At 62.1% G+C, this 12,349-nt stretch carries 10 protein-coding genes; 2 read left to right on the top strand and 8 right to left on the bottom strand.

What is annotated here, in order from left to right:
- Positions 1-11: 11 nt before the first annotated feature.
- Positions 12-614, bottom strand: a complete 603-nt coding sequence (locus NKJ08_RS28140; protein WP_352527004.1) for an ANTAR domain-containing response regulator — start codon at positions 612-614, stop codon at positions 12-14.
- Entirely contained in the window at positions 611-1,738 is a 1,128-nt protein-coding gene (locus NKJ08_RS28145; protein ID WP_352527003.1) for a transporter substrate-binding protein, read from the bottom strand. The genes NKJ08_RS28140 and NKJ08_RS28145 overlap by 4 nt, the downstream gene beginning before the upstream one ends.
- 383 nt (positions 1,739-2,121) lie before the next feature.
- Between NKJ08_RS28145 and NKJ08_RS28150 the strand changes: the two genes are divergently transcribed.
- Both NKJ08_RS28150 and NKJ08_RS28155 read left to right on the top strand, forming a co-directional pair.
- Positions 2,122-2,781: a N5-glutamine methyltransferase family protein gene (locus tag NKJ08_RS28150; protein ID WP_352527068.1), complete on the top strand. Its 660-nt coding sequence runs from the start codon at positions 2,122-2,124 to the stop codon at positions 2,779-2,781.
- Positions 2,778-3,893, top strand: a complete 1,116-nt coding sequence (locus NKJ08_RS28155) for a hypothetical protein (protein ID WP_352527002.1) — start codon at positions 2,778-2,780, stop codon at positions 3,891-3,893. Before NKJ08_RS28150 ends, NKJ08_RS28155 begins: the two co-directional genes overlap by 4 nt.
- A 33-nt stretch (positions 3,894-3,926) precedes the next feature.
- On the opposite strand, the gene nadE is transcribed toward NKJ08_RS28155, so the two are convergent.
- The 6 genes from nadE to NKJ08_RS28185 form a co-directional block, all read right to left on the bottom strand.
- On the bottom strand, positions 3,927-4,934 hold the full coding sequence (nadE, locus tag NKJ08_RS28160) for an NAD(+) synthase (RefSeq protein ID WP_352784410.1): 1,008 nt from the start codon (positions 4,932-4,934) through the stop codon (positions 3,927-3,929).
- Entirely contained in the window at positions 4,931-6,478 is a 1,548-nt protein-coding gene (locus NKJ08_RS28165; protein ID WP_352784413.1) for a class I adenylate-forming enzyme family protein, read from the bottom strand. The genes nadE and NKJ08_RS28165 overlap by 4 nt, the downstream gene beginning before the upstream one ends.
- A 22-nt stretch (positions 6,479-6,500) precedes the next feature.
- Positions 6,501-6,764, bottom strand: coding sequence for an acyl carrier protein (locus tag NKJ08_RS28170; RefSeq protein WP_352527067.1), 264 nt, complete (start codon positions 6,762-6,764; stop codon positions 6,501-6,503).
- A gap of 19 nt (positions 6,765-6,783) precedes the next feature.
- Positions 6,784-8,721 (bottom strand): asparagine synthase (glutamine-hydrolyzing), encoded by a 1,938-nt coding sequence (gene asnB / locus NKJ08_RS28175; protein ID WP_352526999.1) that lies wholly within the window; start codon positions 8,719-8,721, stop codon positions 6,784-6,786.
- Between the two features lie 293 nt (positions 8,722-9,014).
- A complete protein-coding gene (locus tag NKJ08_RS28180) occupies positions 9,015-9,986 on the bottom strand; it encodes an NAD-dependent epimerase/dehydratase family protein (RefSeq protein ID WP_352526998.1) in 972 nt (323 codons plus the stop codon).
- Between the two features lie 108 nt (positions 9,987-10,094).
- Positions 10,095-12,349, bottom strand: a 2,255-nt coding sequence (locus NKJ08_RS28185; RefSeq protein WP_352784416.1) for a chromosome segregation SMC family protein, incomplete at its 5' end; no start/stop codon positions are given.

Raw genomic sequence — 12,349 nt, forward strand, 5'->3', positions numbered from 1 at the left:
TGGCGGAAAGCTCAGGCGCGATCGGATTGGTCATCGTCGCCTTCTTCTTGCGTCCTTGCCACGATCCGGCGTGCGGCTTCCTCGACGCTGATTTGCCAGCTCATCGCCAGTGAGCGGAGCTGCGCATAGGCGCGACCGTCCTCGGCGCCCTTCGATAAGACCTCCACCGCGCGCACGATGGTCTGGCGCTCGGCGACCCGCTGACGAAGCGAGGCGATCTCGCTGGCCAGAAGCTTGCGCGCCTCGAAACTCTGCCTTGCGATCAAAAGCGCGCTATAGACGCCGGCATTGCCGACCGGCTTCAGCAGCTGGGCATCAGCTTTGTGCGACAGTGCCCATTCAACGCGGCCCGGCGCCTCGGAGCCGATCAGCGCTATCAGTGGCATCGGTGCCTCGCCCGGCTTCCAAGGGAATTGCTCGTCAAAGCCGAGATCGACGTCGAAGAAAACGAAGTCTGCCGCCAAAGCTTCGGCCGGCAGTTCCGGCCAAAAGCCAATCGTCTCAAGGCCGATGGCCGACAATTGCCGCGTGATCGCCTGCACGATCGGATGTGGACGATGCAGGACAAAAGCCTTGGCGCCTCCGAGATTCGGGATGCGCGGCATCTTGCTCACGACACCACCCGCAGGCGCGGCTGCCCGAACGTCTCCGTCCGGTCATAGCGGGAAAGGTAGGGATCGGGTGCCACGCCCTTCGTCAGCGTGACCGTCTTGAACGATGTCCCTTCGATACGTCCGATCTGCACCGGCAAGGTAGCGTGCTGGGTTTGCGGATCGATAGCGATGTCGCCCAGCGGCGTTCGAAATGATGTTCCGGCAAAGACCTTGGGAAGGTCCATCCACTGTGCATCGGAGTTGCGGGTGAGTATCTCGGCGAGCGTGCGCACCGAGGCATAGGCAGCCGCCTCGAAGGATGAGGCAGGCATAACGGAAGACACCAAAGCCGCTCCGCGATCCGCTACCGAGATGTCGTGAAAATAGGGCCCAACGGAAAGATGGCCATCGCCGGCCCCGTTGAGCGCCGGCAATTCGCATTCCGTGAGATTGCAGGACAGGATCGGGCAACGCTCCGGCCTGAAATGCGGATCGCGCCGGCCAAGCTCGGCATAAGCGGCGATGAAGGCATAGGAAGAAGAGCCGATGAGATTGTTCAGAACGAAATCAGGTCTCGTCGCTTGGATCTCTGCGATCAGCCTCGCAACATCGACCTCGCCGAGCGGCAGATAGCGTTCCCCCAGCACCTTGCCGCCGGCGTCCGCAATCAGGTCGCGCGCCACGCGGTTGGTCTCCCAGCCCCAGATGTAGTTTGAACCGAGCAGGAAGCCGTCGGCGCCGAAACGAGGCACGACATAGGCAAGCAGCGGGACGAGATGCTGATTGGGGCAGGCGTGCGTGTAGACGACATGCTCGTTGGCTTCAAAGCCCTCGTAGGGGCAGGCGTACCAGAGCGTGCCGCCTGCCCTTTCCAGGATCGGAATGACCTCCTTGCGGCTCCACGAGGTGATGCAGCCAATGATGTGGCGCGCGCCGCTGTTGGCGAGAATGTCCGCGCAGCCGGTTGCATACCGATCGATGTTGCCCTGCGGGTCGCGCTCGACCGGGACGAATTCGAACGGGATCGCGGGATCGGTGTTGACGTCGGCAATGGCGTTTATCGCGCCCGCACGGCAGGATTCGGACAGCAGCCGGTAGTTGCCGGACCGCGAGTAGAGAATGCCGATCTCGATATGCGGTTTCAAACAAAGCCCCAAATGACAATGCCCCGCAGCCGCCGCCGCAAAGGGCGAGGCATACGAGGCATTCTTGCCGTCCGGCGACCAGAGCCGGTATTTGTCCTTACCGTATTACGCCGTCGCCCCTAGTCAAGAGCCGCCACGCGAAACTTTGGGCAGCCGCAATGACGGCGTGGAATGCGTGATCAAATCCATGTCCGCTGAGCCGCGCCGACAAACCCCGGTTCGCTATCATTCAAGGCAAGGACTTTAATATCGGTTTACCTGAATCTGCTAGCAGCTATGACGCCCGTTTTCGTCGGTTCAGCAAAGGGTCCACCTTGCAGCAGCATTTCACCTCTCCGCTCGGTCACCCGAGCGATCGCAACTGGCCGAGGTTGCACCGCTTCATGGGGGTCGAACTGGAGCTCACGCCCGATGTACTCGTGCCGAGAGAGGAAACGGAACTGCTTGGCCGAGAGGCCGAAGCCATGCTTCGCGAACGAGCAGGCGAAGCGATCCTGATCGACATGTGCTGCGGTAGTGGCAATCTGGCAATCGGGATCGCGAACGCTTGTCCGCGGGTTCGGGCATGGGCAGCGGACTTGACCGACAGCACGGTTGCGCTTGCCCGCCGCAACGTTGCACGTCTCGCCTTGCAAGACAGGATTACGATTCGGCAAGGCGACCTGTTTGCCGCGCTCGGGGGCGACGATCTAGAAGATGCCGTCGACATGATCGTGTGCAATCCGCCCTACATTTCGTCATCCCGCGTCGAGGGCGAAAGCGTGCACCTGCTGGAGAATGAACCCCGCGAGGCTTTCGATGGAGGCCCTTATGGCATTTCGATCCTTCAAAGGCTGGTCCGCGAGGCCGCAGCCTTCCTCAAGACGGGCGGATGGCTGTTGTTCGAGTTCGGGGAAGGCCAGGATCGCCAGGTAGCTGCCCTTTTGTCGAGAACGAAATCCTACGAACACCCGACGTTCGCCGCGACGGCCGATGGGACGCCTCGCGTCGCCATCGCCCGGAAACTCGGCGGGCTGGATTTCGGTGCCGGGAGCCGGGCTTGAGCCTCATTCGCGCCTTGGAGGGCGCCGACCTTCCGGCAGTCGCGAACATGTTCCAACGCGTGCTGCTGAGACAACGGACCGAAGCGCCGGCCTCTCTCGTCGAATACATGAGACGGTTCTATCTGGACGCGCCCGCTTGCGGAGGCGATCTCCGGTCGCTTGTCCATGTCAACGATGCCGGTCATGTCTCCGGGTTCGTCGGCGTTCACGTATTGCCGATGACGTTCAACGGCCGACAATTACGCGCTGCTGTCTGTAGCTCGCTGATGGTCGAGGACCGTGAGCGCGACCCGATGGCCGGCGCACGCTTGCTGAAAGCCTACCTGGACGGTCCGCAGGACATCTCCTTCAGCGAGACCGCCAATGATATTTCCGTGAAATTGTGGACCCGGCTGCGCGGCGTGGTCCTGCCGCAATACAGCCTTGACTGGGTACGCGTATTGCGCCCGGCGGCCTTCATGCTCAGCCTTTCCGCCAATCGCATGGCGCTTGCCAGAGTGCTCAATCCGCTGGCGCGTGCCGTCGACCGATTTTATTGCAGGCGAATGACGTCCAGCGAACGACGCTGGTCGGGCGTGGCGGTGGACGGGGCAGGCCACGGAGCCTTTCGGACCTCCGAAGTCGACAGCCACGCATTTGCCAAGCTCATCGAACCGTTTGCCACTCAATTCGCCCTGCGGCCGGACTGGACGGAAGGCCAACTCGACCACATCCTGACCGACGCGGCACAGAAGCCGGACCTGGGCGAGCTTGTCTACGTTTGCGTGACTTCGCCAGTCGGCACCAATGTCGGCGCTTTCGCCTATTACGCACGGAAGTATAAAATCGGTCGCGTGCTGCAGATCCTCGCCCTCCCCGGCCAGGCGGGCTCCGTGATAGACTGCCTGATCGATCATGCCGCCGCGCGCGGCGTCAGCGGCCTGCGCGGACGTATTCAACCTGCACTTCTGGAAGCGATGCTTGGACGACGCGTCGCTTTCCTGACCGTTGCCTCCACGGTGGTGCATTCACGTGATCCAGAGGTTCTGGACGCCATGAAGAACTCGCAAGTTTTCCTGAACGGGCTTGCGGGCGAGCAGTGGAGCCGGCTGATCGGTAGCCGCTTCACCTAAGGCGCTTTGGGACGTGGCCGGTCTCGAAGCAGGTCAGGTACCGAGTTCTTCGACTTCCTCGACGAGTCGCGGACGCATGTGCAGATAACGCGTCGCCTTGCGCTTGGCGACGATATCGGCCCAGACGCGTTCCACTTGGGAGGCGGCCAATCCCGCTGCCTGCCCCACCGCTTCTGCCGCCACGCCGTTGTTGAGACCGCAAAGGCAAAGGTCCATGCGGTCATAAGGAAGCGAGAAGTAGAACTCCTCCTGCGTCTGCGCCAGCGAGTAGGTATCGGTGGTCGGCGGCCGGTTCCGGATTTCTTCCGGAACACCGAGATGGGCCGCCAGCGCATAAACCTGTGTTTTATAGAGGTGGGCGATCGGCTTGACGTCCGCGGCGCCGTCACCGTTCTTCACGAAGAAACCCTGATCATATTCCAGCCGGTTCGGTGTTCCAAGAACGGCGAAGTTCAGACGATCGGCATGGTAGTATTCGATCTGCTTGCGGGTGCGCTGCTTCATATTGGTAGCGGCGACGACGCCGAGATAGACAGGCAACGGCATTCTCAGTTTCGTCTGCTTGCCTTCAGGATCCTGCACCACCAGCGACGAGATATTATAGCCTTGGCCCTCGAGCGCGTTCGCGATCACGATCTTCGAGGCCCAGCCTTCCCCGTATTCCGGGACCAATTCGCGGATGAAGGCGTCGCGACGCTTGTAGCAGCCCATTGCGCGCAAGGCCGCCCCGATATCTTCCGTAATAGCCTCGACACCGAAAGTGTCGGCGACGAGGCGGCCGAGCCGCAGACTTTCGGGATCGGAATCGCTTTCCGGCATGAACAGGCAAAGCACATTCCGGGGGCCGACGGCTCGTGCGGCCAACGCGACCGACACGCTCGAATCGATCCCGCCCGAAAGACCGAGCACAAGGCCCCGCTTGCGAAGCCCGCGCAACTGCTCGCGCAAGGCCGTTACGATACGGTCCGTTTCGGCGGCCAAATCGATCGCCAGAGCCTGCGCCAGAAAGATCCGCGCGTCCTCGGTTGGGCGAACATTCATTGCGCGGCCTCCATGGTTTCTGCCGCAAGCCGACGGCTGACCTTGCCGGTATCCGTCTTCGGCAGTTCGCGGCGGAACTCGATGACCTTGGGGATCATGAAGTCCTCAAGGTGACGTGCACAGTGACGAACGACATCCTTTTCGCTAAGCGCCGGGTCGGACCGTACGATGAGTGCGCCGATCGCATGCCCGAGCACAGGATCCGGCACACCGACAACCACTGCTTCCGCGATGCCCGGATGAGCGTGAAGCACGGCTTCCACTTCCTTGGGCGCCACCTTCTCTCCCCGCGACTTTATGATGTCGTCCTTGCGTCCGACGAAATAAAGAAAGCCGTCCTCATCGGTCCTGAACAGATCGCCGGTGTAGAGAACCTTCTCCCAAGGGTTCGGGCCTGGTCGCAGGGCTTGTTCCGTCGCAGCTTCGTTTCGCCAATAACCCTGCATGACGTGCGGCCCGCGAATGACCAACTCACCTGCTACGCCCGGCGGCACTCGTTGCCCGTGGTCGTCGACGACAAAGGCTTCGGTGTTTGGAATGGCTATTCCGACCGACCCCGGCCGACGGTCGAGCTCCTCGGGCGGCAGATAGGTGCAGCGCTTGCATTCCGTCAGGCCATACATCGAATAGAGCCTGACACCGGGAAAAAGGAACTGCAGGCGTTCTATGTGAGCCGGCGGCAAAGCAGCCGCCGTGTTGGAAATATAGCGAAGGCTGGGCAGGAAGCCCGGCGCCAGGTCACGCATCTGCAGGATCATCGCTGCCATCGTGGGCACGAGCGGAAGCCCGGTGACGCCTTCCTGGCGGATACGTTCAAAGACCGCCTGGGGAAAAGCGAAGGACTTCTCGAGCACGAGCGTGGCGCCGAGCCTGACAGCCATCAGCAACTGATAGAGACCGTAGTCGAAAGCGAGGGGCAGAACATTCAAGATGATGTCGTCTGGCGAGTTGCGCAGATAGGTGGCGATGGAGCCCGCCGCCGCATCGCAATTGCGGTGCGTCATCATCACGCCCTTGGGCCGGCCGGTCGAACCCGAGGTGTAGATCAACATCGCAAGATCGACGTCAATGCCGCGGTGGTCAATCTCCCTGGCTTGGAGCGTCAAGCAATCCGCCAGGGATGTGGCCCCTGCCGGGCATTGGTTATCGGCACCAACGGTGGAAGCCACGAAGATGCCGGTCTTGCCGGACGATCCGCACGCCTCGGCGACCACGGGCATCAGTTTTGCTTGCGTGAGGATCGCAGCTGTGTCGCAATCGGCGATGATGTAGGCCAGCTTTTCGGCCTTGGTGGATGCGTTGATCGGACTGAAAGTCGCGCCTGCTCTAAGAACTGCGAAAATCGAAACCGCAGCCTCCCAGCAATTGTCCATGAAGATCAGGACCCGGTCGTCGCGCCTGACGCCATTCATGAAAAGGGCCGCGGCCAGGCGGCTCGAAAGATCGTCTAGCTCTTCGTAGCACAGCCTTTTGTGCTCGGTGACCAATGCCGTTTTGGCTGGATGGGCAGCGGCCTTCGCAGCCAGAAGATGTTCGATCCGCACGGACGCTCCTCGCCGATGGCGCCTACGCTGCCAGCGCTTCTGCTTTCGCCTTGATGAAGGCGGAGATACGGTCAATCGAATCCAGATTGGCCGGTACGATGTCGGTATCGACCATCGCTATGCCGAAATTGTCCTCTATGAAAGCCACGAGCTCCAGCACGGCCGTCGAGTCGATGATGTCGTTCTCGATCAGTGATGCCGTGTCTGCAAGCTCGTAGGACGTGTCGCCGAACAGGAAGTTGTCGACGATAAAGGTTTTGACCTTGTCCTTGATTGTTACCATGATGTTTTCTTCCCTCGATTTCTCAGGCCGCTCGTGCTGCACCGACCTTTTGGCCGGTGAAAATCTTCTGCCACAGTTGCGTCGACAAAATGCCGACGAAGGCCGCATTGTCGCGGAATCCGGACGCTGGCTGCAAGCGGCATTTCTCGTGAAGGTTCGCCACCGCCTTGGCGTTGAATAGTCCGCCGGCGGCGATGCTCGCTTCGCTGAGCGAGTGGCGTACGTAGTCCAGTTCTCCGGCTCCAACAAAGGAGCGGGCTTCCGGAGCCCGGTAAGGCTGTTTGGTGCGCTCCCGGATGGCCGTCGGAAGCAGGTGCTTGGCAACTTTGCGCAGTATGTGTTTTTCCACCAATCCCTTCAGCTTCATTTCCGGCGGAAGTCTTCCGGCGAACTCCACCAAACGATGATCGAGGAAGGGGAAACGCCCTTCAATACCGTGCGCCATGGCCATCCGATCGCCCTGGCTAGAGAGGATGTAGCCCGGCAGGAGAAAGCGGGACTCGAGATATTGTGCCTGATGCAGCGGGTGCCACCGGGAAAATGCCTCAGGCAACCGGCTGGCCAGTTCCTCGGCTGCGTCATAGCCCTTCAACGTCGCACGCAGGTCACCCGAAAAGAACATCTTCGCCGCTGAGGTGGTCTTGAAGCGCGGCCGATGCGAGAACAGCGGATCGTCCAGGGCAGCGTTACCGGTGCCGAAGAACGCAGCCAGGTACTCCACGGACTGCTGTTGCAGACCCGGCAGATAGGGATAAAGCTTGCGGAACAGCTGTGGCCTGATGCGCGATGCCGGCTGTCGCCCGCAGAAACGGCGAACCCGCGCTTCCTTGAAGACATCATAGCCGGCAAAGACCTCGTCGGCGCCTTCGCCTGTCAGCACCACTTTCAAACCGGCCTGGCGAACGAGGCCGGACAATTGATAGAGGGGGGCCGGGGCGGTGCGGATGATCGGCCGCTCGGTAAAACGGATGACTTCGGGAAACACACCGGCGATATCGCCGGCACGGCAGGCGATGGTTCGATGCTGCGTGCCAAGTGCCGACGCCATTTCGGTCTGGAAGGCGCTTTCGTCATGCTCGGCGCTGTCGAACGTCACGGAAAATGTCTGCAGCTTAAGAGGAGTCATGCCGGCCGCGAGTGCCGAAACGAGAGATGAATCGAGCCCGCCCGAAAGGTAAGAACCGACCGGCACGTCGGCGCGCATGCGAAGCCTCACCGCGTCGGTCAAAAGGGCCTGCAGTTCTTCGGCTGCGTCATCCTCATTGGTGATCTTCGATGGCGCATCCCGATGCGGATAGTCCAGATGCCAGTATGGTTTGACCGTGACTTGCCCTTGCGTGGCGATCATCACGCTTGCCGGCTCCAGCTCGTGGATATTGCGGAAAGCCGTGCGTGGAGCGATCGGCGCCCACAGTGTAAAGATCTGGTCGAGTGCGATCGGATCGATTTCGGCCGAGACGCCGGGTACCTTCAGCAGGGCTTTTATCTCCGACGCAAAATAGAGCACCCCGTCCTTGCTGGTGTAGAACAGCGGCCGAACACCCATCCGGTCTCTTGCAAGCACCATCCGCCGACGCCGATTATCCCAAATCGCGAAGGCGAAATCACCGTTCAGGAGCGACAGGCAGTCTTCGCCCATCTCGTCATACAGGTGCAGGAGAACCTCTGTGTCGCTCGACGTGCGGAAGCGTCGGCCCTTGGCCAGCAGCCCTTGGCGCAGTTCGACGTAGTTGAAAATCTCGCCGTTGAACGCAATCGTCAAATCGCCGGTCTCGTCGGACATCGGCTGCTGGCCATCACCAATCCCAATCACCGACAACCGCGCATGCGCAAGCCCAGCCTCGCGCGCTACGAATTTCCCTTGCTCATCCGGTCCGCGATGGGCGATCGCGGACGTCATGCGCGCAAGCAAAGCTTCCGCATCCCGGACCGAACCGAAATAGCCCCCGAATCCACACATCCACACAGCTCATACTGAACAGCAAGCCACGGAACATAGCGTTCATAAACGCCTCAAAGGTTAATCGGATATTTTTCAGCGAGCATGTGGTTAACAGGAAGTTAGGACGATATGATGCTTTTGCGGACCGACTTGTGCCCCACTCTAGGTGTCACGCTTGATGGTGAGCTGCGGTCGCACGATCGCTATGGGCGACGTTCTTTATAGCTTCGCGCCGGATCAGTTGCGGATTGGGCCGAAGCCAGTGACATCGGTTCACGTCGAGATAGAGACGTCACCGCAAGCAGTGCAAATTACTGCTTCGAGTACGGTCGGTACCAATCGACAAACTTCTTCAGCCCGTCCTCTATCGAAACGCTCGGCCTGAAGCCGAAATCCCGCTCCAGCGCGGTCATGTCGGCAAAGGTCTGCTCGACGTCGCTCGCCTGCATCGGCTCGTTTTGCCGGATTGCCTTGACCTCGAGCAGCCTTTCCAGAATGTCGATGAAGTCGCCCAGCCGCACCGGCCGGTTGTTGCCGACATTGTAAAGCCTGTTCGGCGGAACGTCAGCCGCCGGCGGCTTGTCGAGCACGGCGACAACTGCCTTCACGACATCGTCTATGTAGGTGAAATCGCGCCACATTTCGCCATTGTTGAAGACCCGGATCGGCTTGCCCTCGAGCATCGCCTGGGTGAACATCCAATAGGCCATATCGGGGCGGCCCCAAGGACCGTAGACCGTGAAAAACCGCAAGCCGGTCTGCGGTATGCCGAACAGATGGGCGTAGGTGTGGCTCATCAGTTCATCGGTTTTCTTGGTGGCGGCGTAAAGCGAAACGGGCTTGTCGACCTGATCGGCTTCGCTGAACGGCACGCTGCGGTTGCCGCCGTAGACGGAACTCGACGAGGCATAGACCAGATGCTCGAATGCCGGTTCGGCGCGACAGAATTCGAGCACTTCGAGGTGGCCCATGACGTTGGAGCGGATATAGAGCCGCGGATTGTTGAGTGAGTGACGCACGCCCGCCTGCGCGGCGAGATGGATGATCCTGACTATGCCTTGCCCGGCCAAAGCGGCCGCAAGCGCGCCCTGTTCGGCAATGTCGATCTGGTGAAACGAGAAATCCTTGTGAGGCAGAAGACGGGCAAGCCGCCCCTTTTTGAGCGCCAGGTCGTAATAGTCGTTCATGTTGTCGACGCCGACGACCGCTTCTCCCCGGTCCAGCAGATGGTGGCAAACGTGACTGCCGATGAACCCCGCGGCTCCGGTGACAAGTATAGGCAACAGGCTTCTCCACGCGCATAGCCGGCCGGTGTCTGGAGAGGCAGATCCAGCCCATTTCGTCGTGCTATAGTCGAAAGCCGAGGTGGAGACCACCACTAAGCTGAAGCGTCAGCTTGCCTCGCGCATGGCCTCAGCAGCCTGCAAGTCGACCGAGACCAGTTGGCTGACGCCTTGCTCGGCCATGGTCACCCCGAACAGCCGGTCCATGCGCGCCATGGTGATCGGGTTGTGTGTGATGATGACGAAGCGCGTTTCGGTGGTTGCGGCCATTTCGTCCATCAGATTGCAGAAACGTTCGACATTATGGTCGTCGAGCGGCGCGTCGACTTCGTCAAGCACGCAGATCGGCGCCGGGTTGGTCAGGAACACGGCGAAAATCAGCGACATCGCCGTCAACGCCTGCTCACCGCCGGACAGCAGCGTCATCGTCTGCGGCTTCTTGCCGGGCGGACGCGCCAGGATCTCGAGCCCTGCTTCGAGCGGATCGTCGGACTCGATCAGTTGCAGCTCGGCGGTGCCGCCGCCGAACAAATGCGAAAACAGCCGTTGAAAATGGCCGTTGACCACCTCGAAGGCGGCGAGCAGCCGCTCGCGGCCTTCACGGTTCAGGCTGTGGATCGCCTGCCGCAGCTTGCGGATCGCCTCGATGATATCGTCGCGCTCGGAAACGATGGTCTCCAGCCGATCCGACAGTTCCTTCTGCTCTTCCTCGGCGCGCAGATTGACGGCGCCGAGCCGTTCGCGCTCGATCTTCAGCCGGTCGAGCTGACGCTCGATCTCGGCCATTTCGGGCATCGGGCTGTCGGCCTCGAGGCCGGTGTGGCGGATCACCAGGTGCGGCGGCGTGTTCAGCGTTTCCTGGATGCGCGCCTCGACCTCCAGCCGCCGCTCGTCGGCGGCGGTCAGCCGCTCTTCGGCGCGAACGCGGGATTCCCGCGCCTCGGCCAGCGACTGGATGGCTGATGTCGCAGCCTTGTCCAGCACGGACTGCCGGTTCTCGGCTTCCTGCAAACGGTCGCCCGCCGCCTTGCGCAAGCTTTCGGCCTCGGCGAGCTGCGACAGCAAGGCGCGCCGCTTGGCGTCGATCTCGTCGGGTGCGTCGGCCAGCCTTTCGCGCTCGGCCTCGGCCTCGGCCTTGCGTTCGCCGAGCGCTGCGATCTGTGTCGACGCGTTTTCGGCGCGCTCCACCCAGTTGCGCCGTTCCGCTCCGATGGCATCGAGGCGGCGCGCACGTGCCTCGGCCTCTCGCTTCAGGCCTTCATGGACGGCGCGCGCATCGGCAAGGGCGGCGCGGTCGCGGGCAACGTTAGCGGCCGACTGCTCAAGCTGCAATTGCAGATCGCCGAGATCGGGAGCGTCTTGCAGCAGCATTTCCGCGTCGACCAACGCCGCCGCCGTTTCCTCATGGCTGTCGACGATACGGGCGCGCGCCTCGTCAAGTGCTGCACGGCGGCTCGACAGCTCGCCGCCGGCCTTTTCGGCCTCGGCCAGCACATTGCGGGCAGCGTCCAGCCCGTGCTGGGCGTCGCGCCCGGCCTGTCGGGCGTTGCGTTCGGCCTCGCTCGCGTGGGCAAGCGCCTGCGCGGCCTGGGCAAGAGCCTGTTCGGCTTCGCGCAGGATGCGCGTGGCATGGACTGCTTCGGCGTCGAGTTCGGCCAGCCGGTTTTTCTGCGCCAGCCGCTGCGCGGCGGCGGTCGGCGCATCGGCGCTGGCGGTGAAACCATCCCAGCGCCAGAGCGCACCTTCGCGGCTGACCAATCGTTGGCCGGGAGCAAGCAGCGTCTGCAGCCTTCTTCCGTCGGCGGCTTCGACAATGCCGATCTGGGCCAGCCGGCGGGCCAGCTGCGCCGGCGCGCGCACCACGCTGGCGAGGCTCTTTATGCCTTCGGGCAAAGCGGCGTCGCCGGGCTGGATTTCGCTCTGGCCCCAATGCACCGGCGCGCTGCGGTCGAGCGGCACGTCGAGATCTTCGCCAAGCGCGGCACCCAGCGCCGTCTCGTAGCCACGCTCGACGCTGATCTGCTCCAGCACCGAGGGAAACAAGTCGCCGCTCGCAGCGTTCAGGATCTTGGCAAGCGTGCGGGCCTCGGTTTCGATCCGAGCCAGCTCGGCCTTTGCGTCCTGAACTGGTGGGCGGGCCGCACTTTCGCCCGCGCGTGCCTCGGCGACAGCCTGTTCGGCGGCAATCGCGGCTGCCTCGGCCTCTTCGAGCAGCGCCAGCGCCTGTTCGACCAGAAGCCGCTTCTCGGCGGGATCGGGCAGGCCGGCGACCCTGGAGACGATCTCGGACAGTTCGCGGTCGACATCGGCAAGCTGGCGGGCAAAGCGGTCGCGGCGCTCAGCGGTGTCGCGCAGCGTCCGTT

Origin of the sequence: Mesorhizobium sp. M0244, from assembly GCF_040321795.1 — a bacterium.
Classification (GTDB): Bacteria; Pseudomonadota; Alphaproteobacteria; order Rhizobiales; family Rhizobiaceae; genus Mesorhizobium.